The 24,740-nt window shown below is 48.7% G+C and carries 22 protein-coding genes; 12 read left to right on the forward strand and 10 right to left on the reverse strand.

Going from position 1 to position 24,740, the window contains the following annotated elements:
- Window positions 1-17: 17 nt before the first annotated feature.
- The 8 genes from MTO69_RS07960 (at window position 18) to MTO69_RS07995 (ending at window position 8,053) form a co-directional block, all read left to right on the forward strand.
- Window positions 18-1,811, forward strand: coding sequence for an FAD-dependent oxidoreductase (locus MTO69_RS07960; RefSeq protein ID WP_248328128.1), 1,794 nt, complete (start codon window positions 18-20; stop codon window positions 1,809-1,811).
- Between the two features lie 4 nt (window positions 1,812-1,815).
- Window positions 1,816-2,583, forward strand: a complete 768-nt coding sequence (locus tag MTO69_RS07965) for a (Fe-S)-binding protein (RefSeq protein ID WP_248328130.1) — start codon at window positions 1,816-1,818, stop codon at window positions 2,581-2,583.
- Window positions 2,584-2,672: 89 nt separating this feature from the next.
- On the forward strand, window positions 2,673-3,350 hold the full coding sequence (locus tag MTO69_RS07970; RefSeq protein ID WP_248328132.1) for a TVP38/TMEM64 family protein: 678 nt from the start codon (window positions 2,673-2,675) through the stop codon (window positions 3,348-3,350).
- Between the two features lie 211 nt (window positions 3,351-3,561).
- Window positions 3,562-4,710, forward strand: a complete 1,149-nt coding sequence (locus MTO69_RS07975; RefSeq protein ID WP_248328134.1) for an ABC transporter substrate-binding protein — start codon at window positions 3,562-3,564, stop codon at window positions 4,708-4,710.
- Between the two features lie 8 nt (window positions 4,711-4,718).
- Window positions 4,719-6,428, forward strand: coding sequence for an ABC transporter permease (locus MTO69_RS07980; protein WP_248328136.1), 1,710 nt, complete (start codon window positions 4,719-4,721; stop codon window positions 6,426-6,428).
- Window positions 6,394-7,044, forward strand: a complete 651-nt coding sequence (locus MTO69_RS07985; RefSeq protein ID WP_248328138.1) for an ATP-binding cassette domain-containing protein — start codon at window positions 6,394-6,396, stop codon at window positions 7,042-7,044. The genes MTO69_RS07980 and MTO69_RS07985 overlap by 35 nt, the downstream gene beginning before the upstream one ends.
- Window positions 7,034-7,651, forward strand: a complete 618-nt coding sequence (locus tag MTO69_RS07990; RefSeq protein ID WP_248328140.1) for a CDP-alcohol phosphatidyltransferase family protein — start codon at window positions 7,034-7,036, stop codon at window positions 7,649-7,651. The genes MTO69_RS07985 and MTO69_RS07990 overlap by 11 nt, the downstream gene beginning before the upstream one ends.
- 6 nt (window positions 7,652-7,657) lie before the next feature.
- Complete coding sequence (locus MTO69_RS07995; protein WP_248328142.1) at window positions 7,658-8,053, forward strand: hypothetical protein; 396 nt, start codon at window positions 7,658-7,660, stop codon at window positions 8,051-8,053.
- 39 nt (window positions 8,054-8,092) lie between these two features.
- Here MTO69_RS07995 and MTO69_RS08000 read toward each other — a convergent pair whose 3' ends face one another.
- From MTO69_RS08000 to MTO69_RS08015, 4 genes are all read right to left on the reverse strand, one after another.
- Window positions 8,093-9,025, reverse strand: coding sequence for a class I SAM-dependent methyltransferase (locus MTO69_RS08000; protein ID WP_248334440.1), 933 nt, complete (start codon window positions 9,023-9,025; stop codon window positions 8,093-8,095).
- Between the two features lie 14 nt (window positions 9,026-9,039).
- Window positions 9,040-9,735: a TIGR01621 family pseudouridine synthase gene (locus MTO69_RS08005; protein WP_248328144.1), complete on the reverse strand. Its 696-nt coding sequence runs from the start codon at window positions 9,733-9,735 to the stop codon at window positions 9,040-9,042.
- Between the two features lie 65 nt (window positions 9,736-9,800).
- The gene (locus MTO69_RS08010) at window positions 9,801-11,414 is read right to left on the reverse strand and encodes a methyl-accepting chemotaxis protein (RefSeq protein ID WP_248328146.1); all 1,614 of its coding nucleotides are present in this window, start codon (window positions 11,412-11,414) and stop codon (window positions 9,801-9,803) included.
- Window positions 11,415-11,547: 133 nt separating this feature from the next.
- Window positions 11,548-12,918: a sodium-dependent transporter gene (locus tag MTO69_RS08015; protein ID WP_432715657.1), complete on the reverse strand. Its 1,371-nt coding sequence runs from the start codon at window positions 12,916-12,918 to the stop codon at window positions 11,548-11,550.
- 427 nt (window positions 12,919-13,345) lie between these two features.
- On the opposite strand from MTO69_RS08015, the gene cls reads away from it, so the two are divergent.
- From cls to MTO69_RS08035, 4 genes are all read left to right on the forward strand, one after another.
- The gene (gene cls / locus MTO69_RS08020) at window positions 13,346-14,800 is read left to right on the forward strand and encodes a cardiolipin synthase (RefSeq protein ID WP_248328150.1); all 1,455 of its coding nucleotides are present in this window, start codon (window positions 13,346-13,348) and stop codon (window positions 14,798-14,800) included.
- A 63-nt stretch (window positions 14,801-14,863) separates the two neighbouring features.
- Complete coding sequence (locus MTO69_RS08025; RefSeq protein WP_248328152.1) at window positions 14,864-16,069, forward strand: cystathionine beta-lyase; 1,206 nt, start codon at window positions 14,864-14,866, stop codon at window positions 16,067-16,069.
- A gap of 220 nt (window positions 16,070-16,289) precedes the next feature.
- Window positions 16,290-17,186 (forward strand): esterase/lipase family protein, encoded by an 897-nt coding sequence (locus MTO69_RS08030; RefSeq protein ID WP_248334441.1) that lies wholly within the window; start codon window positions 16,290-16,292, stop codon window positions 17,184-17,186.
- A gap of 5 nt (window positions 17,187-17,191) precedes the next feature.
- A complete protein-coding gene (locus MTO69_RS08035; protein ID WP_248328154.1) occupies window positions 17,192-18,058 on the forward strand; it encodes a lipase secretion chaperone in 867 nt (288 codons plus the stop codon).
- On the opposite strand, the gene MTO69_RS08040 is transcribed toward MTO69_RS08035, so the two are convergent.
- From MTO69_RS08040 to pspB, 6 genes are all read right to left on the reverse strand, one after another.
- A complete protein-coding gene (locus MTO69_RS08040) occupies window positions 18,055-18,621 on the reverse strand; it encodes a DNA-3-methyladenine glycosylase I (RefSeq protein ID WP_248328155.1) in 567 nt (188 codons plus the stop codon). The genes MTO69_RS08035 and MTO69_RS08040 overlap by 4 nt on opposite strands.
- 55 nt (window positions 18,622-18,676) lie before the next feature.
- Window positions 18,677-21,778, reverse strand: a complete 3,102-nt coding sequence (locus tag MTO69_RS08045; protein ID WP_248328157.1) for an efflux RND transporter permease subunit — start codon at window positions 21,776-21,778, stop codon at window positions 18,677-18,679.
- Window positions 21,771-22,859 carry an efflux RND transporter periplasmic adaptor subunit gene (locus tag MTO69_RS08050; RefSeq protein ID WP_248328159.1) on the reverse strand — a complete coding sequence of 363 codons (1,089 nt, stop codon included), beginning with the start codon at window positions 22,857-22,859 and terminating at the stop codon, window positions 21,771-21,773. The genes MTO69_RS08045 and MTO69_RS08050 overlap by 8 nt, the downstream gene beginning before the upstream one ends.
- 1 nt (window position 22,860) lies before the next feature.
- Window positions 22,861-23,892 carry an efflux RND transporter periplasmic adaptor subunit gene (locus MTO69_RS08055; RefSeq protein ID WP_248328161.1) on the reverse strand — a complete coding sequence of 344 codons (1,032 nt, stop codon included), beginning with the start codon at window positions 23,890-23,892 and terminating at the stop codon, window positions 22,861-22,863.
- A gap of 139 nt (window positions 23,893-24,031) precedes the next feature.
- A complete protein-coding gene (gene pspC / locus MTO69_RS08060) occupies window positions 24,032-24,421 on the reverse strand; it encodes an envelope stress response membrane protein PspC (RefSeq protein ID WP_432715633.1) in 390 nt (129 codons plus the stop codon).
- A complete protein-coding gene (gene pspB, locus MTO69_RS08065) occupies window positions 24,414-24,647 on the reverse strand; it encodes an envelope stress response membrane protein PspB (protein ID WP_248328165.1) in 234 nt (77 codons plus the stop codon). The genes pspC and pspB overlap by 8 nt, the downstream gene beginning before the upstream one ends.
- Window positions 24,648-24,740: the final 93 nt, after the last annotated feature.

The following is a 24,740-nucleotide window of genomic DNA, read 5'->3' on the forward strand; positions in this document are numbered from 1 at the left end:
AAAGAGTAGAGCCCGATATGAACAAAGTTATTTTTAGTCAAAAGCTCTACGACACCGCACAAGATATTGTGGATGGTTGTATGGGCGATGCCGATCCGGCATGTCAAACCGCATGTCCGATGCACACAGATGTTAAGCAGTACGTTCGCTTAGCGGGCGAAGGCAAATATAAACAAGCGCTCGACGTGGTTCGCAGCAAACTCTTCTTGCCGCAAACGCTTGGTCGTATCTGTGCCCACCCTTGTGAAGCAGCCTGTCGTCGTAACACTGAATATCAACAGCCAATCAGTGTAGCTGGTATCAAGCGCTTTATCGCAGAGCAAACAGACAATGCTAAAGAGTGGGATCTGACGGTCGCACCTGACACAGACAAGAAAATCGCCATCGTTGGCGCGGGCCCTGCGGGCGCTCAAGCCGCTATCGAACTGCGCCGTCAAGGACATAGCGTTACCATTTTTGAAAAACTCAATGTATACGGCGGCATGATGCGCGTCGGTATTCCTGAATACCGCCTACCGCGTGATGTTATCGATTCGGAGTACAGCTACTTAGATATGCTAGGTATCGAGACGCGCTTTGGCGTTGAAATCGGCAAAGACATTACCTTTGCTGACTTGCGCGAACAACACGATGCCGTGGTTTTAGCACACGGTGCGCACGTAGGCTCTATCATCCCACTGCCGGGTCACGAGTCAAACGGCGTTTTCTCTGCGGTTGAATACCTAAAAGAGATTTCTGAAACTCAAGCATTTCCGCGCGCTGGCAAGCGCGTCATGGTTATCGGCGGCGGTGATGTTGCGATGGACTGTGCACGCTCTTCATGGCGCATAGGTGCTGACGAAGTTCACCAATGCTCATTAGAGTCAATGGAAAACTTGCCAGCAAGCCAAATTGAGATAGACGAGTCTGAAGAAGAAGGTGTCTCATTCAATGCTGGTTGGGGTCCTGCGTCTATCGAAGCAAAAGATGGCAAAGTCGTTGCTATCACGCTGAAAAAAGTGGCCTCTATTTTTGATGCTGAAGGTAACTTCGCACCGCAATACACCGACGAGACTCGCACCATCGAAGTGGATACCGTGGTATTTGCAACCGGTCAAGTTGTGGCGGACATTACAGACGGCGCATTAGAGCAAACTCGCGGCGGTCGTTACGTGGTTGATAAAGAAACCCTAGCAACTTCAGTCGAAGGTGTTTACGTAGCCGGCGATGCGTGTGGCGGCAACATCGTGGTTGAGGCGATGGCCCTTGGCCATAAAGCGGCACTGAGTATCGAGCGTCAGTTGGCGAAACGCCCTCTAACCGAGGGACGTGACTTTACGCTTGAGTATAGCTACTCATCTCGCCTAGAGATTCCATTGCCAGAGGGCACGGTTGACCTTCCTCGCCTACACGGCGAGCTGCGTGATGCGGATGAACGTAAGCGCGATTTCAAACAAGTTGACCTTGGCTTTAAAGCAGAAGACATCAAAGCAGAAGCGACTCGCTGTCTACAGTGCACCTGTAAGCTGTGTATGAGCGAGTGCATCATGATGAATGACTTTGGTGACTGTCCGAAGACGTTGATGAAAGAGTTCATCGATAACCAAGACATGGATCCACTGCTCTCATACTCATGTAATGCGTGTGACCAATGTACCTTGGTATGTCCAAAAGACTACCCGATGAAAGAAGTGTTTATGGGCGCGCGTGCTGACTTTGTCAAAGCGAACGATGGCAACTCGCCGATCGCAGGACACAAAGCCATCAATATGCACCAGAAGCTTGGCTTCTCAAAGTTCTTCACTATGGCGAAAAGCGCGGTTAAAGGGTAATCAAATGTCTAAAGTATTTATGCCAGGATGTAGCCTTCCATCTTACTCACCAGAAGGCGTGGCAGGGATTGCTCACTATCTTAAACAAGTGTTCCCAGAGATGGGCGCGGTACAAAAGTGTTGTGGTAAACCGACCGCGGCTCTGGGTCAAACTGAGCTGTTTAAAGAGCGCTTTGGCATGCTGCAAAGCGACTTTAGCAAAGTCAAAGCGGAAGAAGTCATCGTAGCGTGCCAAAGCTGTTTTGGCATGATCAAAAAGTTCGCTGATGGTCAGCAGCCTCGTTCACTTTGGACATTGCTTCCTGAGATTGGCTTGCCAAAAGAGCTAGTCGGCAAAGCCAAGCACAGTGATGTGGTGTTTACCATTCACGACTCTTGTTCGACACGTCACGAGCGTGAGCTGCAAGAGGGCATTCGTTGGATCCTCAACGAACTGGGATACAAAACGGTGGAGCCAAAGTACACCAAAGAAAACACCCGTTGCTGTGGTTTCGGTGGCATGGTGGTGCCCGCCAACCCAGATGTCGCTAACCGTGTTATCCAGCGCCGTGTAGAAGAGTTTGAAACTGAACACGTAGTGGTTTATTGCGCGGCGTGTCGCGCATCAATGATGGGGGTCGAGGCCAAAGCGTGGCACATCCTAGATTTGATGTTTGGCCCTGTCGTTATGCAAGACACTGCGCCACCAGCCAACGTATTGGCAAGTCCGGTTAAATCTTGGTTCAACCGCTACAAATCGAAAGCGGGCCTAATTAAGTGCATGACCGTGTAGTTATCCTCTGATTGGCGTGTTGCCAGTAGATAAATCGATTCGAACAGGCGTGCTCAGCCACGCTTGTTCCCTAATTGGAAATCATTGTTATGAAATTTGTTAAAATACTCCTAGCCATCGCGGCGATTGCGGCGGTTATTTTTGGTGCTAAGCAGACAGGCTTGCTTGAGATCATTACGGATATCAACAGCCTTCAATCGTGGATTGCGAGCTTTGGGGTTTGGGGCTACCTAGTGTTCGTGTTGGCATTCGTATTTGCTTGTGTCTTCATGTTACCTGGCAGTGCATTCACTATCGTGGCTGGCATCGTGTTTGGACCAGTAAAAGGGGCACTGTTGGCGCTGTTCTCTGCCACGTTAGGCGCAACCGTTGCGTTCCTGTGTGCTCGCTTTGTGTTCCGTAACCTTATCCTGAGCAAGTTTGGCGACAACCCTATCTTCAAAAAGATCGATGACGGCGTTGCACAAAACGGCTCAAGCTTTCTGATTCTGACACGTCTAGTGCCTGTGTTCCCATTTAGCTTACAGAACTACGCTTACGGTATTACTGGCCTAAACTTGTGGACCTATGTTGGCGTATCATTACTCACCATGGCGCCAGGCGCATTTATCTTTGCTTACATGGCCGGTGATATTGCTACCAACGGCGTGTCTGCGATGCTACTGGTTAAATTTGCGGGTGCTGGCCTAGTACTGTTTGGAATGTCACTTATTCCAAAATACATTGCCAAGAAAAAAGGCATCAACATGGAAGAATTGGCCAACTAACTCGGTCTCTATATCAACTTAACAGATAGAAACGATCGAACGGTTATCGTGACGCGTATCTGATGAGTGCTCAAAACAGGTTAATTCACTGAATTTATTATCAATGTGACATTGATATTGACCAGACATGGATTACTATCTTGAGACAGGAACAAAGTCGCTTTTTTTGCCCAAAGCGACTTTTGTATTTATGAATGTGCACGGAATCATTATGAAAACAAAGTTACTTAGCACGCTGGCATTGCTGGCAACATCAGTATCAGGCCTCACGATGGCCAACGACTGGCAACAAATTGAGCAGCAGGCAGACGGCCAAACCGTCTACTTTCATGCTTGGGGTGGAAGCCAAGAGATCAATCGTTATATTCAATGGGCAGGCCAAGAGCTCAAAACTCGTTACAATGTGACGCTCAATCACGTCAAGGTGAGTGACATTTCTGAAACCGCTACTCGCCTATTGGCTGAAAAAGCCGCGGGCAAAGAGAGCGGCGGCAGCGTAGACATGGTTTGGATCAATGGCGAAAACTTCAAATCAATGAAAGATAACCAACTGCTATTTGGCCCTTTTGTTGACCAACTACCAAGCTGGCAATACGTTGATAAATCTTTGCCGGTTGAGGTCGATTTTTCTGAGCCAACCGAAGGCTTAGAGGCACCTTGGGGAGTAGGACAACTGGTTTTCATTCACGACAAACTGACCCTCAATAATCCGCCGCAATCATTCTCTGAGCTACTCAGTTATGCCAAAGCGTTTCCAAATCGTCTTAGCTACCCTCGCCCACCGGAGTTTCATGGCACCAGTTTCCTCAAGGCCCTATTGATTGAACTCACCGACAATGATCCTGCCCTGCAAGAGCCTGTCTCTGAACAATCATTTACTGCTGTAACGACCCCGTTGTGGCGCTATCTTGACGAGTTCCACAGTGTGGCTTGGCGTGCAGGCAAGCAGTTCCCTGCGGGCACAGCCGAAAGCATTCAGTTGCTCGACGACGGTCAACTCGACCTAGCCATTACATTTAACCCTAACGCGGTGTTCTCGGCGCAAACCAGTGGCCAACTGGCTAACACCACAGATGTGTACGCGATGCAAGCTGGCGCGCTGTCTAATATCCACTTCTTGGCCATTCCATGGAATGCCAATGCCAAAGCTGGCGCTCAAGTGGCGATCAACTTTTTGCTTAGCCCAGAGGCACAATCTCGTAAGGGTGACCTAACCGTTTGGGGCGATCCATCGGTGCTGAGTCGGCAATATTTGAGCGGAAGTGCCAAGAATACCCAGCAGTTTAAATCGATTTCTGAACCACACCCTAGTTGGCAAGCTGCGCTTGAGCAAGAGTGGTTGAAACGTTACGGAAACTAGTCCCAATTATGCTAAGAGCGCTCTATATACTGATCATCGTTGTGTGCATATTGCCAACCGTACCTGGAGTGATGGGTGTGGCTTTATCGGCATTTGGCTATGTACCTCCGATTGGCCTTTATCAATTTTCATTAGACGGCTTTCGAGCCGTTTTTGAATGGCAGGGCGTTTGGACTTCTCTGGGACTCACTCTAGTATCGGCAATTGCCAGCAGTTATCTGGCAGCCACGATCACCTTTGCGATTTTGCAAGCAAGCTGGGGGCTACGATTCTGGCGTAAAGTCGAAGTTAGCCTGGCGCCACTGCTCGCCATGCCTCATGTGGCGTTTGCTATCGGCTTCGCTTTTCTGTTCGCCCCAACAGGTCTCGGCGTTCGTTTTATTGAGCAGTGGTTCAGTATTGAAGTTAATGCACCGACTTCTCAAGATGCCGCCCTTTTGATTAAAGACCCATACGCCCTGGGGCTAATCATAATGCTGGCACTAAAAGAGGTGCCGTTTCTGCTGTTAATGAGTATCCCTATTTTGCAGCAGCTCAAAGTCGAGAAACTGCATACAATTAGCCATTCGATGGGCTACAGTTCCGCGCAAGTCTGGTGGAAGTGTATTTTTCCTCAATGGTTTGCCAAATTGCGGTTTCCGATGCTCGCTGTGATCGCTTACAGCTTATCGGTCGTAGACGTCGCTTTAATCATCGGCCCAACTAACCCGCCTACTTTCGCCGTGTTAGTTTGGCAATGGTTTAACGATCCCGACCTCTCTTTGCTCCCCCGCGCCGCCGCCGGCGCCGTGGTACTGTTCGCACTGGCCAGTGGGTTAATCGTATTTGCGCGCGTTGTCGAGTGGACCTTCACCAAAGGCTTCAAACGTTGGCAATACTCAGGACGTTCGGGCATCGCCCTACCCGGCAAGACGCTGTTTCTGACCGTCGCCACCATCGCGTTTACTATGGTGCCTTTGATGGTTGTGTGGAGCTTTGCCCAACGTTGGCGCTTTCCCGATCTAATGCCGAGCCAATATAGCCTGCGCTTTTGGCAATATGAGTGGCAGAGTATTGCTGGCACCTTACAAACCAGCATGTTAATTGCTGTGATCAGCGCAACTTTAGCGCTAGTACTGGCATTGATAGCCCACGAGTACCGCCTTCGCTATCGTTGGCAGGTTCCGGGTTATATCATCGCTATCCCGATGCTGATTCCTCAACTCTCGGTGCTCTTTGGAATGCAGGTGGCCACCCTCTACCTAGATAGCAGTAGCTATTTTTTCTGGGTATGTTGGGCACATGTGTTCTTTGCCTTTCCTTTTGTCTATTTGTCGTTAGACGGACCTTGGCGTAGCTTTGATCCGGGTCTTACTCGGGTGGCGCTAAGCTTAGGTAAAACACCGTGGCAAGCATGGGCCAGAGTGAAATTGCCTATTTTACTGCCTGCAATTACCTTTGCTTGGGCGGTGGGGATTAGTGTCAGTCTGGCGCAATATCTACCGACTTTGATGCTCGGGGCGGGGCGTGTCAGCACTATCACCACAGAAGCGGTAGCGCTATCGAGTGGCTTTGATCGCCGTGTCACCGCGATCTATGCGATTTGGCAAGCCCTACTGCCGCTGCTATTTTTCTCACTCGCAATGATCATCAGTCGTTTGCACGTTAAATATCGCCGACTAACAATAAAAGGTTTACTGCCTAATGAGTCTCCATCTCAAAAACCTCGCCATCCATAAAACCAGCGGTGAAAACCTCGTCCCTGCGGTTGATCTCAAGGTTGAAAAAGGCGAGATCGTGTCACTTATGGGGCCAAGCGGATGCGGAAAATCGACGCTATTGGATACCATCGCAGGACATCTGTCTGATGAGTTCACCTATTCAGGCAACATCTTGGTCGATGAGCAACGAATCGATGCCCTGCCGGCACATCAGCGACAGGTGGGTATCCTGTTTCAGGACGATTTGCTCTTTCCCCATCTAACGGTTTGGGAGAACCTCGCGTTTGCCCTGCCAGATAACATCAAGGGGAGTGAGCGCAGACAACAAGCGATGCAAGCGCTTAAGCATATTAGCCTGACCAAGCTCGCCGATTCCTATCCTGATCAAATTTCAGGCGGGCAGCGCGCCCGAATTGCGTTAACAAGAATGCTATTAGCACAGCCCAAAGTCGCGCTGCTTGATGAACCTTACAGCAAGCTCGACAAAGATCTTCGCGCTCAGTTTCGCACTTGGGTCGTCGAACAATTGCAGCAAGCGAACATCCCCGCATTAATGGTGACCCACGACGAAGATGACGTGCCCGCCGATAGTCGCTGCCTTATTTGGCCTTGGGAGAGTATTCATGCTAGATAAACTGAGTATAAAACTCGTCCGACCGCCTCTGACCTTAGTGGCAAACCAACTAAACAAACTGGGCGTACGAGCCAACCATGTTACTGTGTTGGGTTTTTTGCTTGGCTGCGGCGCGTTTCCAGCGCTGGCGATGCAACAATACGACTGGGCGTTAGGCTTTATTCTGCTCAACCGCGTTTTCGACGGCCTAGACGGCGCTATCGCTCGGATTCAAGGGATCAGTGATGCCGGTGGCTTTCTTGATATTAGCCTCGACTTTCTTTTCTACTCGCTGATTCCATTTGGATTTGTTGTCGCTAATCCGGAGCACAATGCCATCGCGGGTGCGTTTTTGATTTTCTCCTTCGTTGGCACAGGTTCAAGCTTCTTGGCTTTCGCTGTCATGGCCAGTAAACGCCAAATCGAGAATCCGGTTTATCAACACAAATCCCTTTACTACATGAGTGGCCTAACTGAAGGCACTGAAACCATTGCCTGCTTTGTGCTCATTTGCCTTTTTCCACAGTACTTCGCTGTGATTGCCTACCTGTTTGGGGCGGCATGTTGGCTTACGACCGCCATGCGCATTATCTTCGGCTTTAGAACACTCGCTCAAACTCACGAGTAACCTCCTATGTATCCCATCGCTCAAGCTTCTTTGCTCAACTATTTTGACCAGTTGAACTATTCCATCGTATCGCAACTCCATTCGACCTATCTGTTACGTCATAATCGTACCGAGCTATGCGTTGAGCTCGATTTTTCTTGCTTAGAGCAAGCAACGCTGCCCAAGCTTGGACAAACACTAGCACAGGCCCACAAACGCTTAGTGGTGATCGACGTCAGCGATATCGAAGCGATAGGATTTGACCGATTGGAGCACTATGCCGATGCTCTATCGACACATGAGTCTATGGTTATTTTTGAGGCGGATAGCGTCGAGCAAATGCAAAAAGAGGTGTGGTTATTTCTTGCCAATGATCCGCGCGAGCGCGATGTATTTAACGAGAGTCGTTATTATCGTCCATAAGTAACAGCAATGGGCGCAGAGAGCGCCCATTGAGAATTGTTATTTAAAGCGAAGGACCTTAAGTGCGGCCTCGCTGTCGACATCCGCAAACTCTGGCGGATTGTCTAGGCGCTCAACAAAGCTCAGTGTTGGCGCTTCTTCTTTCATACCATCAATCAAAAACTCGCAGCTCACTTGCGGAGAATTAACACAGGCAATCACTTCGCCGCCCTGCGCGAGTAACTCTGGTAACTTACGTAGAATACGCTTGTAGTCCTTGGTTAGAGCAAAGCTGCCTTTTTGAAAAGAAGGCGGATCGATAATCACCAAATCGTACTGACCTAAGCGCTTAATTTTTCCCCATGAACGGAAAATGTCGTAAGCCAGAAACTTCACTTGATTGAGGTTGTGGTTGTTGAGCTTGTGATTGTCTCGCCCCTTATTGAGGGATGAGCGCGCCATGTCGACGTTGACCACTTGGTCTGCCCCACCCTCGATGGCTGCCACAGAAAACCCGCAGGTATAAGCGAACAAGTTGAGCACGTTTTTATTGCTCGCATTAGCCTTTACCCAGTCACGGCCATAACGCATGTCGAGAAACAAACCAAAATTCTGATTGCGACCAATATCGAGTTGATACTTCAACCCCGACTCTTCAACCACAGGCCGCTGTTCTAGCTCACCATAGAGGAGCTCTGATGGTGCACCTGGTGCGTAACGATGCTGTAAAACAATCGAACGTCCGCTCTTCTGCTGCCAAAGAGGTGAGTGAGCCAATTGATCCAGCCCCTCTTTTAGGGTGTCGATAAAGGCTTGGTCTACCCCTTTAAACACGCTGACAATCAGTTGGCCTTGAATCCAATCACAGGTTAGCTGCTCAAGGCCGACAAAGCGTCGTCCTCGACCATGAAATAAGCGGCGCACTTCATTCGGTGCCAAAGCCAGTTGTTGAGTGATCTGTTCAAAAAACACAGGTAACTGAGACAGTTGCATCATATATTCTGTATTCAATTGTGTATTGTCGGCCATGATAGCTCCCATGGTTTTAGCCAAGCATCGATCGCTTGGCTGGTCGTGTCTTGGTTCCACTTGTCACCAAGTGAATGCTGCTTGCGCGGATCACAGACAAAGCGGTAATGATCAGATTGGTATTCAATACAAAGGGCAAACGCGTGCAAATAGCCTCGGTCGGCATCGCTGGATGGGTTGTAAATAGGATCGCCAACTATCGCGGAGCCTATCGACTTTAACGCCACACGAATCTGATGGGTTTTTCCGGTTAAGGGCTTGCAAAGAAACAGGCGCTCCCCAGGCTCCGACGCTGAAGAGAAAAACTGAGTCACGGCTGGATTTTGATAACGATTGATCAGTTTCCAGCTAGAGCGGCGTGAGCGCTCCATGTCACCACGAATTAAGCCCTGCTTTTTTTTCGGCTTTTTGCTGCCGATCGCAAGGTAGAACTTGTCGACCTTACGCTCGGCAAATTGCTCGCTCAACTCACGGGCGGCTTGTGCATTGCGACCGAGCAGCAACAATCCCGACGTCATTTTGTCGAGGCGGTGAATTAAGTAGAGCTGTTTGTCGCCACTGACTTTCGCCACTTCTTGCAGCAACATAGTGTCACCGTCATCTTTGTGGACGGATACATTGGGGTGTTTATTGATGACGAGAAAATCTGAACAGGTGTATTGAATATCAAACATTTGCTGGCTCCACTATGGATGGGAGAGTATACCCATTCTCATAGTGAAAGCCAGTTTCGCTGAGCTTAACTCAGTTTGAATCGACCGATGAGGCTTTCTAATTCGCCGACTTTCATGTTCAGTCCGTTAACATCTTCCGAACTGCTGTTGGCGAGCGCCAACGAACGCTCAGAAATATCGCTGATGGAGGTAATATCTGCTGCGATTTCTTTGGTTACCGCGGTTTGCTCCTCCGCCGCAGTGGCAATCGAGTTGACCATAGATTGAACATTTGCAGCCCCAGTCACAATCTCTTCAAGTGCAGACACCGCACCAGAGCTGCGCTCAACACCCACTTCGACCAACCTGCAGTTTTCTTGGGTATAGTTGACGGCATCTTGAGTTCCCGATTGGATCTGCTGAATGATACCGGCCACTTCCTGGGTCGCCTGTGTGGTTCTCTCTGCCAGCGCGCGGACCTCATCCGCGACCACAGCGAACCCACGGCCGAACTCGCCAGCTCGGGCAGCCTCAATGGCAGCATTCAGTGCTAGCAGATTGGTTTGCTCTGCAATACCTTCGATCACACGAATCACTGACCCTATCTGCTCGCTGTGAGCGCCGAGCTCGTTCATCTGAGTCGACATTTCTGTCATTTGCACACTCACTTGCTGGATAGAATTGACCATTTCAGTGATAACGCTTCGTCCAGACTCCGCACTGAGTTCCGATCTTTTGGCCTCTTCGAAGGTCGCAGAGCCTTGCTGGGCCACTTCTGATATGGTGAGGCTCAGCTCTTCAGCTGCGGTGGCAATCAGGTTAGCCTTGTCTGCTTGAGCTGACGCACCCGCTACTATGTCTTGGCTGGTTTCTGAAAGGGTTCCGGTCACGGTTTTGACCTGTTCTGACACAGAGTAGATCGAACCAATCAGGGTTTTGAGCGACGATTGCATCTTATTGATCGATAGAGCCAAGTTCGCCAACTCGTCACCTGAATCATCTTGGATGTCTTTGGCCGTCAAATCACCCTCGGCCACGCGCTGAGCCACTTCATCAAGCTTAGTCAAACGGGTAGTGATAGAGTTGGATAGCCAGTATGCGATACCACACGTCAGCAGCAAAGCAACGACGAATAGCGATAGCATTGTCGTCTCTATCGTAGCAAACGAATTGGTCAGGTCCGCAAGCGCGACATCGACACCTTCTTGCACCGAATCAGATACATCATCCAAAAGCATCTCTATCGGCTCGATATGTTGCCCATACAAACCTCTGAGTACAGCAGCTTGCTCTGATATGTTACTGGTACCGATGGCGGGAACAATATCGCGCTCGAATGCGCTAACAAAAGAGGCCATGTAGCGTTCTACTTGTTCAATGCGTCGGTAGTCTTCACCTCCTGGAGTTTCGAGACTCTTAACCACAACAATCGCATCAGCAAACTCTTGCTTGTTTCTTTGGTAATCTTCGAGTGAACCAGGCGTTCCAATGATAGCGCCTGTTGCATCCCGATAGACATCTGCAGCTTGATCGGCCAACACGAGATAACCCACCAACTCAGGCACATCGTCTTCTTTGATTTCGGTGGCAATATCCAGCGATTGATTAACCTCGAGCCAAATCAAACCGGACATTACAGTCATAATGGCCATAACACAGCCAAAGCCCGCGTACAGTTTCTTCCCCACAGACAATTTCACATCGCACCTTCCAATAATATGAACCCAGATACATTTGTATCGGTCTATTGATAAAAGCCTTTAATAAAAGTAGCTGATAGAAACAACAAAACCTCCCAAATGGGAGGTTTTTTTTGTATTTCCGAGCTTTAAATTACAGCTTCTTAGAGAAGATACCTGCTAGCGCGATGATACCAATACCAAGTAGCATGATTTCACCTTTGCCGCTATCAAAGCCAGATTTGATACCCATGAAGGCAACAATTGCGATAGCAACTGGGATAACAAACTTAACTAGGTTGTACCATAGGCCAAATAGTGGGAAAGAAACTTCACCATCGTTAGTGATTTCTTTCTCCAGCTCGGAGCGAGATAGACGCCAGCCAGCAAAGATACATACCAACATACCACCCACAGCTAGGAAGATCTTATCTGTTAGAAGGTCGAAGATATCAAATGCACCAGTGCCGAACAGAGTTGGACCTACGCCACCAAGAGATAGTGAAGCGATGATACACAATGTTGCCATTACCACACTTGAGCCGATAACTGCTGTAGAACGCTTCAGGCCCTTCTCATCAATCAGGTAAGACACCACAACTTCAAGCAGTGATACTGAAGAAGTCAGAGCCGCTACCGTTAGACCTAGGAAGAACATCAACGCAAATAGAAGGCCAATCACGCCGCCCATTTCGGCAAATAGCTGAGGTACAACAACGAAGACCAGACCAGGACCTGCCGCTGGCTCCATACCAAATGCGAACATTGCTGGGAACATTGCAACACCAGCAAGGATTGCAACACCTGTATCCATTGCGGTTACCATGCCGGTTGTCTGAACTAGGTTCTCTTTCTTCTTCAAGTAAGAACCGTAAGTAAGCATACAACCCATACCTAGACTGAGCGAGAAGAAAGCTTGTCCTAGCGCCGCTAACACGACACTGCTGTCAACTTTAGAGAAGTCTGGCATGAACAGGAACTCTAGACCTGCCATCGCGCCTGGTAGCATTAGACCTTTCACTGATACAACAATCAGGATAAGGAATAGCATAGGCATCAGTACTTTACCTGCTTTTTCGATACCGCCAGAAATACCTTTCATTACGATAACGATGTTAAGCACCAAGTAAATACCCATCCACATCAAAGGCTGTACAGGATCGGTGATGAAACCACCAAAGCTGTCACCAATTGCTTCTGGTGTGCTCAGTAGACCACCACCGACTTTAAAGATGTAAGCCAGTGCCCAACCACCCACAACCGGGTAGAAACCCATGATGAGTAGGCCACTTAGCACACCTAAAACACCGGTAAATGCCCAGCGACGGTCAGTTGACTTAAACGCACCAACGGCTGACAGACCTGTCTTACGACCAATAGCGAACTCAGTCAGCATGACGCTAAAGCCGATAAAGATTACAAAAAGAAGGTAGATAGCAACGAATGCACCGCCGCCGCTCTCACCTGCGGTGTAAGGAAATTTCCATATATTGCCCAGACCAACAGCAGAACCTGCTGCAGCCATAACGAAGCCTAATTTAGACCCCCACGTATCACGGGCCTGTGCACTTGAACTAGTAGCCACGGTTACTCCATTAAATCGTTTTTTAAGTTGTGTTTGCTTCTGTTAGGCGTCTTCAAAAGTGGTGTATAATTATTTTTACACTTAATAAAATTATCAGTGACGCTAACGTTATGGCAAGTAAAGCAGTTTAAGATTAAAATTGGAAGCCCCAATTAGTACATTTTCCCATCAAAAATGTAATTAATATGTTTAAATGCTGCTTTTTTAGCCTTTAACTTCCACTATACTCCACCTTTTACATTTACATAACATATTTGTGCTTTTTCTAAGCAATTTGGCCACTGTACTCCTTAGCCGGTAAATCGAGCTTGTTCTTGCTGCCTGTCAGTTCTAAGATTGAAGAGCAGTTTTTTACCTAGGTTACTGAATGGAAAAGTTTTATCACTTTCTTACACTGGCTGGGATCGGCTTATATTGGATTTTGGTCGCTGGGGTGACAATACGCGTGGTGCTTAAGCGCCGCGCCGTGAGTGTCTCTCTGGCTTGGCTAATGATCATCTATATCATTCCTATCGTCGGTGTCGCCTGTTACTTCTTGTTTGGTGAACTCAATCTAGGCCGAACTCGCGCAGAACGCGCCAAGGAAATGCTCGCGCCGTTTGCCGAGTGGTTTTCCAATCTCAATGACTGCCATGCCCACTCTCCTGAGAGTTTTGGTCGCCACATATATCGCATTGATGAGTTGTGTAACAATCGACTTGGCCTACCTGCACTTTCGGGTAATTCACTGTCTCTTCAGAGCTCCCCAGAACAAATACTGCACTCAATTATTGAAGATATCGAAAACGCTCAGTCGAGCATTCGAATGGTGTTCTACATCTGGCACCCGGGTGGTTTGGCCGATTCCGTCGCCTCAGCACTGATTCGTGCGGCCAAGCGAGGTGTCAGTGTCAAACTATTGCTCGACTCTGCCGGAAGTCCGCGTTTTTTCAGTAGTGAATGGTACAAAATGATGCGTCATGCTGGCATCGATGTCATTCAGGCGCTTGAAGTGAGCCCATGGCGGATTTTTTTACGTCGTCTCGACCTAAGACAACATAGAAAGATTATCGTCATTGATGAAAAAATAGCTTACACCGGATCGATGAATTTGGTCGACCCGGCCTTTTTCAAACAAGACTCAGGCGTAGGTCAATGGATTGATATCATGGTCAGAATTACCGGACCAACGGTGAACGTGTTATCGGCGATACACTGTTGGGACTGGGAAGTAGAAACCGGTTCACGCACCTTTCCTAAGCTACCAGAGTGTCGGATAGACCCGAACCAGCCGCAACATCCAGTGCAAGTGGTCCCCTCAGGCCCTGGTATGCCTGAACACTTGATCTCGCAAGTGCTGACCTTGGCCATTAATCAGGCTAACCACTCGGTTCGGATCACCACCCCGTATTTCGTACCTAGCTCCGATCTGTTAGAAACACTAAAAATGACGGCTCAACGTGGTATCGAGGTCGAGCTCATCATCCCACACAAAAATGACTCAATAATGGTGCAGTGGGCATCTCGCGCTTTTTATAGTGAACTGCTTGCCGCGGGGGTAAAAATCTATGAATTTTATGGTGGGCTTCTTCATACCAAGTCGGTGGTCATCGATAAAGAGTTCTGCTTGGTGGGCACCGTCAACATGGACATGAGAAGTTTATGGCTCAACTTCGAACTTACCTTAGCGATTGATGACCAAGCGTTCACCAAAGAGATGTACTGGCTGCAACAAAGTTATATCGACCAAGCCCATCCAGTAAAGCTAGACGTTTGGAAACAGCGCTCGATCTATTCGCGCTTTTTAGAGCGAGTGTTCTATCTGTTCAACCCACTGCTCTGAAGCCCTTGCTATTCCAACCTTGCCATGTTTTAAATAAGGCAAGGTAATAGATAAGGATTTCCAATGTCAGAAAGTAAGCAGACTAAGTATGTGACCGCTGGTCGTGATAAAAAATGGACCAATGGAGTGGTTAACCCTCCGGTACAAAGAGCGTCCACCGTCGTATTTGAGACAGTCGCAGAAAAGCATCACGCGACGGTCAACCGAGCCAACAAAACCCTCTTTTACGGTCGCCGTGGTACCCATACTCATTTTGCCTTCCAGGATGCAATGACCGAAATCGAGGGCGGTGCAGGCTGCGCCCTTTACCCTTGTGGTACGGCCGCTATCTCTAACGCCATCTTGGCTTTCGTTGCCACGGGTGATCATATTTTGATGGTCGACACCTGTTACGAACCAACACGCGACTTCTGTGAAAAAGTACTAAAGAAAATGGGGGTGGAAACCACCTATTACGACCCAACGATTGGCGCAGGTATTGGTGACCTAATCCAAGACAATACCAAGGTGTTGTTTTTAGAGTCGCCGGGCTCGATTACCATGGAAGTTCAAGATGTCCCAGCCATGGCCGCCGCGGCGCACCAACACGACATTGTCGTCATGCTTGATAACACTTGGGCGGCGGGCGTCAACTTCTCACCGTTTGAACACGGGGTCGATATCTCTATTCAAGCGGCGACCAAATACATTGTCGGCCATTCTGATGTCATGCTTGGCACCGCAGTCGCAAGTGAAGCGTATTGGGATCAACTGCGTGAACACAGCTACTTGATGGGCCAATGTATTTCCCCTGACGATGCGTACTTAGGTTTACGAGGCATTCGCACCTTAGATGTTAGGCTTCGCCAGCACGCTGAAAACAGCTTGAAGGTGGCCGAGTGGCTAAAGAATCGCCCAGAAGTCGATCATGTTCGCCACCCGGCACTGGAAACCTGCCCGGGACATGAGTACTTTGAGCGAGACTTCACTGGAGGGAACGGGCTGTTCTCATTCGTGCTGAAAACCAGTTACCCAAGAGCGACTACCGCACTGCTTGATGGGATGAAACATTTTAGCATGGGCTATTCATGGGGCGGATTTGAAAGCCTCATTTTAGCCAACGAGCCGAAGAGTTTTAACAGCCTACGCACTGTGGCTAACCCGAACTTTTCTGGCACACTGATTCGTCTTCACATCGGCCTAGAGAACGTTGACGATCTCATTGCAGACCTACAAGCAGGCTTTGAACGCTACAACGCCTTGATTGCAGAAAAAGCCGCCACCGCGTAACACAAATAAGCCCCGCCGTTCGGGGCTTAATTGCTTATCTTGCTGTTATGTTTATGATTTTTGTTTAATTTCGGCACAAAATCATTGTTTAACATTTCATTGCTCTCCTCAATTTTTCCAGTGCATCGTTTTCTTCTAGTGTTAAACATCTAATAAGAGGTCTAACCAGAAGGAACTTAACTTGAAACGCATCTACTCATTTGTACTCGGCGGCGCATTAATCCTCGCTCAACCACTATTTTCATTGACCGCTCATGCAGCGAACTACACCCAAACGCACTACCCGATCGTATTGGTACACGGTTTATTTGGCTTTGATAAGCTCGCGGGTATTGATTACTTCTACGGCATTCCTCATGCGCTCACCAAAGACGGTGCCAAAGTGTATGTAGCCCAAGTCTCCGCCACCAATAGCAGCGAAGCACGGGGAGAGCAGTTACTCGCTCAAGTGGAAACCTTGGTTGCCGCAACAGGCGCGCAGAAGGTCAACCTAATCGGGCACAGTCATGGCGGGCCTACCGCGCGATACGTGGCTTCGGTTCGTCCAGATTTGGTGGCTTCAGTAACCAGTGTTGGCGGCGTACATAAGGGCTCTAAAGTGGCGGATCTTGTTCGCGGTAATGTCGAGCAAGGTTCTGGGTTAGAAAGTCTTGCGGTTAAGTTGGCAGATGGGCTGACTTCCTTAATTGGTCTGTTGTCAGGAGGTCGCGATCTCGAACAAGATGCCCTCGCCTCACTCGACGCGCTCACCACCGAAGGCTCATTGGCGTTTAACCAGTATTATCCTGAAGGCGTCCCCACCAGCGCGTGTGGCGATGGAGAATGGCTCGCCAGCAATGGGGTTTACTATTACTCATGGACAGGGTCATCGAACTTTAGCAACGTACTCGATCCGACCGATGGTGCGATGATGGTGCTGGGTCTTGCCTTTGATGAACCCAACGATGGCTTAGTCGGCACGTGCAGCACCCATTTGGGGAAAGTGATTCGCGACGACTACAAAATGAATCATTTGGATGAGATCAATGGACTGTTAGGCATCCATCACCTGTTTGAGACCGATCCGGTGACGCTCTATCGTCAACATGCAAACCGTTTGAAACGACAAGGACTGTAAACCACATGCTACACAGAATCGCACTAACATGCATAACCCTGTCACTCATCGCTGTTGGTGCGTTCTGGTTGCACTCATCAAAGGCGCTCCCAGACACAAGCTCCGCGTCTTCACAGCAAGATGTTGCTCCCGACCTCAGCTCGACCAAGAGCTATTATGATTTTGCCTTGTCTGCTCTTGGCGAAGCCAATCTAGAACAAATCCAGCAAAACGTCAGTCAGCAAGCCCAGCAGCAAACCGAACTGACACTCTCTGCCGAGTTGTTCGATCTCTATATCCAATATAAGGCGGCCCTAGCGGAGTTACCCGCATTACCCTCAGGGCAGATTAGCCCGCTCGATCTTGAGCAGCTTCACCTCGATATCAGCCAGTTACAACAGCAGTTTTTCACTCCGCAACAGATAGCGTTGCTATTTAATGACGACAACCTACTGCGTGAGCTTGCGATAGAAAAAGCCTGGGCAGCGCAAAGTCAGTTAGACCCGATGCAAAAGCAATACTTAGTTGATGACAAACTCATGCAAATGCCAGACTATATTCAAGACGCAGAGAAAAACGCCAAGTTTGTAAATGAGTTACACCGCGTGACGTCACTGAATGAGCAGCAACGCTACGCTCGGCGAGTTGAGCTCGTTGGAGAGCAGGGGGCGCAGCGCTTGAGCGAACTTGACCAGCAACGCGCAACATTCCAGAAAAATCTTATGGCGTATTTGTCCAAGCGCGACCAACTGCTTAATGATGGATTAGATTCCGAGCTCGAACAGCAACTCGCCGAGCTCAAAGCTGAGTATTTTGAGGTTAAACAGTTAAAGCGGGTTGAAGCATTAGAGCGGCTACATGATCAAGGCATCACTGTTGGCAATGACAGCTAAATCGTGCGCTTTTTGGGGCACATCATTAGATGATCATCCACCATACCGACTGCCTGCATAAAGGCATAGCAGATGGTTTCGCCGACAAACTTAAAGCCGCGTTTTTTCAGAAACTTGCTCATCGCTTTCGACTGTTCGGTTGCCACGGGCACATCGCTCATCTCTTGCCACTGATTGATCACAGGTGACCCGTCGACAAACTGCCACAATGCATTGGACAAACTGCCGTACTCGTCAATCAATGCTAAAGCAGCTCGGGCATTACTGAATACAGAAGCAATTTTGCCGCGATGCTTCACGACATCGAAGTTTTCGATGATGCGCTCTACATTTGACTGGTCGTAGTTGGCCAATTTGGCTAAGTCATAACCTTCAAATGCTGCTCGATAACCCTCTCGCTTTTTAAGAATCGTTATCCAACTGAGGCCCGCTTGCGCGCCTTCTAGAGTGATGAACTCGAACAAAACGGTATCGTCATAAACGGGCACGCCCCACTCGGTGTCATGGTATTCACGCTCTAGTTCATGGTTCATCGCCCAAGCGCAGGTTGTATCCTTACTCATCATTGTTCTCCTTTAACAATGAGCGCCCCCAACAGAGTTCGGGGCGCTCCTGCGATTAGTTTGGCACTTTTACTTTGTGGAATAGACGATAAAGCACAGGTACGACAATAAGTGTCAGTACCGTGGCAAACCCTAGACCAAACATAATCGTTACCGCCATTGGCTTGAAAAAAATGTCTGGCAGCAATGGGATCATCCCCAGAATAGTGGTAATCGCCGCCATGCACACAGGTCTAACACGACTTAGCGCTGCGTCAACAACTGCAATATAAGGGTCTTTGCCTGACTGCATCTCAATCTCTATCTGATCGAGCAATACAATCCCGTTCTTGAGTAACATGCCCGATAAACTCAAGAAACCGAGCAACGCCATAAACCCAAACGGAGTATTGAGCGCGAGAAGTCCCGTGGTCACACCAATAATCGCCAGTGGCACGGTTAGCCAAATAATCAAAGGCTCCTTGACCGAATTAAATAGGAATACCGTGACCAAGAACATAAACAAATATCCCATTGGCATGGTGGTAAACAGTGACTCTTGCGCATCTCCAGACGACTCGTACTCCCCGCCCCACTCAAGTGAATAACCAGGAGGTAGCTCAATCGCTTCAATTAACGGCATCAACCTCTTTTGCAACGTAGCCCCAGTTTCTTCGCCAAGAATGTCAGGGTCAGCCATCACGGTCAGCATCCGCTTACGATCCTTACGCACAATAATGGGGTCTTCCCAACGTAAGTCGTAGCCCAGTGTCACTTGTTGCAGAGGAATATACTCACTAAGAGCAGGACTCCAAATTTTCATCCCTTCAATGTTACGAATGTCCACTCGCTCCTCTTCAGGTAACCGCGCAACAATCGGCATTAAGGTTGTACCATCACGATAAACACCCACTGTCTTACCAGAGAAAGACATCGCCAAAAACTCGTCCACATCGGCTTTGGTGATCCCGTAACGTCGCGCCTGGCTTTCGTTGAATTGCGGCTCCAACACTTTAGTTCGCTCGCGCCAATCATGACGAATATTGGTCGCAGCCGGGTCGGCGCGCATAATGTCCTCAACTTGACGAGCAATACCGCGCAGTACCGTTGGATCTGATCCGATAAGGCGCGCTTCTATTTTTGCTCCTCCCCCAGGCCCAAGTTCTATCTGTTTGAGTTTGTAGTTGAGTTCTGGGAAACCTTGTTCAAGGTGAGCTCTGAAATCACCCATCAACTGATGAAGTTGTTCGTAACTAGAGACTCGCGTGGTAATTTCGCCATACGCAGCGTAACTTTTTTCTGGCGCATAAGTCAGCATAAAGCGCTGCAAACCCTTACCCGCGGTGGTCGTGATGTGCTCAACACCGTCTTGCTCAGACAGCCAAGAGGCCAAGGCTTTCAGTTTAGTATTGGTCGCACGAATATCAGTGCCTTCCGGTAACCAGATATCGGTCTGGAAAATCGGTGTTGTGGACGATGGGAAAAAGGACTGCTTCACATGAGTAAATCCTACGATGCTTGCTGCCAATCCTAAAATCAACACGATCACCGTCATCCAGGCGCGTTTCATACAAAACTCGAGAAAGCCTTTGTAGGCAACAAAGATCATCCCGTTGTACGGGTCGCTCTCTGCACCATCTTGCTTTATTTTTTGACCTTTAAAGAAGATATCGGCGAAAAATGGGGTCAGTGATATCGCGGTAAACCAACTCAACATCAGAGAGATCAATAACACAGTGAACAAGGTACCACAGTACTCACCTGTCGCATCCTCAGACAGACCAATGGGCGCAAATGCTGTCACCGCAATCACTGTCGCCCCTAGCAGTGGCCACTTTGTCTGGGTCACGATATCTGTGGCGGCCTGCAATCGCGTTCGGCCTTTTTGGGTGCCGATGAGGATCCCCTCGACCACCACGATTGCGTTGTCGACCAACATCCCGAGTGCAATAACCAAAGCGCCAAGAGAGATCCGTTGCAAGTCGATGGCAAAGTACTTCATAAAGATGAAGGTACCCAACACAGTCAACAACAAAATCAGTCCGATTAGTAGCCCCGAACGCAACCCCATAAAGAACAGCAGTACAATAATTACAATCGCCACCGCCTGACCAAGGCTGACAACAAATCCGCTCACGGACTTATCGACCTCTTTAGGCTGACTGTATATCTCTGCTATCTCGACACCGACAGGTTGCTGGTATTTGAGTTCAGCTAGACGGCGATCAAAACGTTGCCCCACTTCCACTACGTTAACACCTTGGGCAAAAGACACCCCGATGTTTAACGCAAGCTCTCGATTGAAAGTGATGATGTTGCTCGGCACTTCTACGTAGCCACGTTTGATCTCTGCTACATCTCGCAGGTAAATCAGCCCTTGAGCACCCGCTTCAGTGAGAATGAGGTCGCCCAGCTTGTCGACACTTTGAAACTCACCCGTTGGATGGATACGAATGTATTCATCCCCAATACGTATAGCCCCAGCACTCGACACCACGTTTTGGGTTGAAAGCAAGTTAAACACAGTTTTCGGAGCCAGACCTAAGCTGCTTAAGCGTTTCATCGAAATTTCGATAAACACTTGCTCTTGCTGTTGTCCAGAGACCGACACTTTACTTACACCATCGATCAGTTCAAGCTCACGACGCAGATAATCAACATAATCCAGCAACTCTTTATAGCTATAACCGTCGCCGGTCACCGCCAGCAAAATGCCATATACATCGCCAAAGTCATCGATCACTTGCGGGTCATTGACTCCTGGAGGCAGTTGGCCTTTGAGGTCGTTGACTTTGCGTCTTAGCTCATCCCAAATTTGTGGCAGATCGTCTGGACCATAATTATTCTTCATCGTCACGGTGATTTGTGACAAGCCACGACTCGAAATCGAATTTATTTCATCGACATAGGTCAACTGTTGAATCGCTTTTTCGATGGGATAAGTGACCTCTTCTTCGACTTGTTGCGGCGTCGCCCCTGGATAAGAGGTGACCACCATGGCATCTTTGATAGTAAAAGCGGGATCTTCTAAACGGCCCAACCCAAAAAACGCCGCCGCTCCACCAATTAAAAAGATCAGCGAGATCATCCAGCTTATTACGCGATTGCGAATGAAGTAGGCGGCGATGCCCGTTACATCTTCGTCATTCTGAGGCGAGTTATTTGACTGTTCACTCATTGTGCGCCTCCTGCTCAACCACTTGCACTTTCATCCCTTCCCTCAATGCTGAGACGCCCGCGATTACGATCTGCTTATCGCTGGACAATCCATCAAGTATTTGTACTCGCTGGCGACTAACCTTGCCTGTCACCACGCGCTGTTTGGTCACTGTGTTATCTGGGTTAACCAACCACACATACTTATTTTCACGCTCGATAGGTGTTCCATCATCATTAAAAATGGCACCAATGGGTACCTGGACACCTTGGCTGATCTTTAGCCCACCTTGACCGGTATTCGCTGTCACCTCCACTGCCATGCCATCAAGAATAAACTCTTGTTTTGGCATGGGTAGTGATAGGGTTACGGTAAACGTTCCGGTTGCAGGATCCGGTTCGGTGGTGTACTCCTTAACCTTGGCTGCATATACGTTGCCACTCGGTACCTTGACCAGCGTATCTATGTTGGACAACTCTTGTTGACTTGGCTGACTGGTGTATAGCCTATCTGGAAGCTGAATAAGCACTTCTACGTTTTCAACACTATGAATATTGACCACTTGCTGACCAACCTGAACGTTCTCAAACTGATCGATGTTGACTCGCGAGATCAGACCATCCATCGGCGCATACAATTTGGTAAACGAAAGGCGCAGCTCCGCCAGCTCTAGTTCAGCCAAGGCAATTTGCCGGTTGGCGGCGATTTCATCAAACTGAGACTTGGCCAACAGCCCCTTGTCGACCAAAGGCTTTGAACGCTTAAACTGACTGTCTACCACGCTAAAGCGCGCGGTGGCATTGTCTACCGCCAATTGATAGTCGGTGGTATCCAGCTCAGCAATGATGTCTCCTTTCTCAAGCCTCATGCCTTCTTTGACATAGATTTTGCTCACCTCTCCTGCGACACGAAAGCTCAAATGAGATCGCTGCGCTGCGTTGGCAACTGCTGGGAAATAGAGCTTATCAACGGTTTCATCCTTAGTTGATAAATCCACTACTTTGACCTTTGGTAACCCAAAATCCACATACTCAGGTTCACCGCTACAGCCAAGTAAAACTGCGCTGGCCGACAGAGCGCACAACTTTAACCATTGCTTCATCTTACAGCCCTCGCTCCTTGATCCACTCACGCACTTTAATGCCTGATGTAATGCCATTAACCCCTGAAATGATGATCTGGTCACCGTCATTGAGGCCACTGATCACCTGGCCTTGCTGATTGAGCTCTATTTCTGCTTGGCTAACCACACCTTCCTCATTCACATGCCAAACATAATACTGGCCATCTTGTTCCATTAATGCTGAAGATGGGATCTTGGTTGCCCCGGTCGACTCGACCTGCACATTCACCGTCCCTGCCATGCCAGGTAAAATACCCACATCCAAGGGACGCTCCATCACCATGGTCACTTTATAGGAACCGGTTTTAGGGTCTGCTTCCGTGTCGACTTCTTGGAAGGTCAAATCATATTGATTATTGGGGAAAGCATCGAAGACCATTTTGGCGCTAACATTGACGCCACTTGAAAAACGGTTAAGTAAGTGATCAGGTAACAAGAACATGACTTTCAGTAGCCGATTGGTTTGAATGTTCATCACCGCCTGCTTGGCAGTAATGTATTCATGATTTTCCGCGGGTACTAACGAGATTGTCCCATCATAAGGAGCGACAAGCTGAGTGTATCTTAGATTGGCTTGAGCTTGCTCCAACGTCGCTTTTGCAGAGTTGTGATTGGCTTTTGCTTGGTCAAAATCCTGTTCCGATACCACTTGGTCCTCGCGCAGCTTTTTGTAGCGCTGATACTGAACGTCGGCCAAGCGAAATTGAGCTCGAGCTTGTTTTTCGAGCAGTGAATATTCGTCTGGGTTGAGTTTTGCTAGTACTTGGCCCTTGGTGACTGATTGCCCAGCGACGACATCAATAGATTGCATTTGGCCGGGAACACGAAAGGTCAAAATGACTTTGTCTCCGGCTTCTGTGATGGCAGGGAAACTACGCTCAAACTTTGAGTTGCCGAGAGAAACGGTGAACAGCTTGGCGGGTCGTGATTCGGGTTCAGGAATAGGAGGGAGTTCCTTGCCACAACCGCTTAGAACTGCGCCTATGGCAAGTAACAAGGCAAGCTTGTACATAATAGATCATCCAATTGCATCAATTAGATACAAGATAGATGAAGGGACGCTGGACTTCCACCAGCCTTAGTTCAAATTACTATGTAAATTAATCATTTGCCTTGATTTTGAGTCAAAAGTCGCATTTCGCGTCAGGAGGTTACAGCGACTTAAACTCTCGGTCTACCTTAAATCGATCCGAGGTCACGTACGCTTCGATATCACGCACCTTGCCTTCAAGCAGAGCGAAGTCTTTTTCGATGGTATTCAATAGTGAATCTGGCGTTTGACCTTGCTGCCAAGGCTTGTTTTTCAACTTGTGCTCTTGTTGAGCGCGTATCGATTCCACATAGTTGTCGGGCTGTTTTTCAATCATCAAGGTCATCGCCACATACGCCAGTAGAACCAGAAAGCTCCCGCCGAGTAATGCCGCCGAAATTACCAAGATGCGAACCAACCACACCTCTAATGCAAAGTAATTGGCGAGGCCAGCACACACGCCCGTTATCTTACCGTTCACCGTATCACGATAAAGCTCAGACCTATTCATAACGTCGTCTCCAACTCGGTGTCTCTGCATCTAGGATGCGTTCCAAGGTATCGACACGCTGCTGCATTTGTTCGGCTTTTTGCGACAAGGCTTGTAGCCGCTGAAGATCGTCTTGAGACAAACCACTGCTGGCATGTTTCTTACTGCGATAGTGTAGAAACACCCACAGTGGCGCGACGAAAATCAGAAAGACCATCAACGGGCCGGCGATCAGAAATGATGACATAGAGAACTCCTTAACTAGGCAGTGAGCAAGGCATTAAGCCCCTCACTGCCCGACTGAACAATAACCATACCAAACAGCATAAATATCTACTCA

Source organism: Vibrio sinaloensis (assembly GCF_023195835.1).
Lineage (GTDB): Bacteria > Pseudomonadota > Gammaproteobacteria > Enterobacterales > Vibrionaceae > Vibrio > Vibrio sinaloensis_C.

Coding starts and splice junctions, on each gene's coding strand:
- MTO69_RS08045 (WP_248328157.1), bottom strand. CDS start 21,778: ATGAGTGAACAGTCAAATAACTCGCCTCAGAATGACGAAGATGTAACG.
- pspB (WP_248328165.1), bottom strand. CDS start 24,647: ATGTCATCATTTCTGATCGCCGGCCCGTTGATGGTCTTTCTGATTTTC.
- MTO69_RS07960 (WP_248328128.1), top strand. CDS start 18: ATGAACAAAGTTATTTTTAGTCAAAAGCTCTACGACACCGCACAAGAT.
- pspC (WP_432715633.1), bottom strand. CDS start 24,421: ATGAATAGGTCTGAGCTTTATCGTGATACGGTGAACGGTAAGATAACG.
- MTO69_RS07995 (WP_248328142.1), top strand. CDS start 7,658: ATGTATCCCATCGCTCAAGCTTCTTTGCTCAACTATTTTGACCAGTTG.
- MTO69_RS07985 (WP_248328138.1), top strand. CDS start 6,394: ATGAGTCTCCATCTCAAAAACCTCGCCATCCATAAAACCAGCGGTGAA.
- MTO69_RS08000 (WP_248334440.1), bottom strand. CDS start 9,025: ATGCAACTGTCTCAGTTACCTGTGTTTTTTGAACAGATCACTCAACAA.
- MTO69_RS07965 (WP_248328130.1), top strand. CDS start 1,816: ATGTCTAAAGTATTTATGCCAGGATGTAGCCTTCCATCTTACTCACCA.
- MTO69_RS08005 (WP_248328144.1), bottom strand. CDS start 9,735: ATGTTTGATATTCAATACACCTGTTCAGATTTTCTCGTCATCAATAAA.
- MTO69_RS08035 (WP_248328154.1), top strand. CDS start 17,192: ATGCTACACAGAATCGCACTAACATGCATAACCCTGTCACTCATCGCT.
- MTO69_RS08025 (WP_248328152.1), top strand. CDS start 14,864: ATGTCAGAAAGTAAGCAGACTAAGTATGTGACCGCTGGTCGTGATAAA.
- MTO69_RS08040 (WP_248328155.1), bottom strand. CDS start 18,621: ATGAGTAAGGATACAACCTGCGCTTGGGCGATGAACCATGAACTAGAG.
- MTO69_RS07970 (WP_248328132.1), top strand. CDS start 2,673: ATGAAATTTGTTAAAATACTCCTAGCCATCGCGGCGATTGCGGCGGTT.
- MTO69_RS08055 (WP_248328161.1), bottom strand. CDS start 23,892: ATGTACAAGCTTGCCTTGTTACTTGCCATAGGCGCAGTTCTAAGCGGT.
- MTO69_RS07990 (WP_248328140.1), top strand. CDS start 7,034: ATGCTAGATAAACTGAGTATAAAACTCGTCCGACCGCCTCTGACCTTA.
- MTO69_RS07980 (WP_248328136.1), top strand. CDS start 4,719: ATGCTAAGAGCGCTCTATATACTGATCATCGTTGTGTGCATATTGCCA.
- MTO69_RS08015 (WP_432715657.1), bottom strand. CDS start 12,918: ATGGCTGCAGCAGGTTCTGCTGTTGGTCTGGGCAATATATGGAAATTT.
- MTO69_RS08050 (WP_248328159.1), bottom strand. CDS start 22,859: ATGAAGCAATGGTTAAAGTTGTGCGCTCTGTCGGCCAGCGCAGTTTTA.
- MTO69_RS07975 (WP_248328134.1), top strand. CDS start 3,562: ATGAAAACAAAGTTACTTAGCACGCTGGCATTGCTGGCAACATCAGTA.
- cls (WP_248328150.1), top strand. CDS start 13,346: ATGGAAAAGTTTTATCACTTTCTTACACTGGCTGGGATCGGCTTATAT.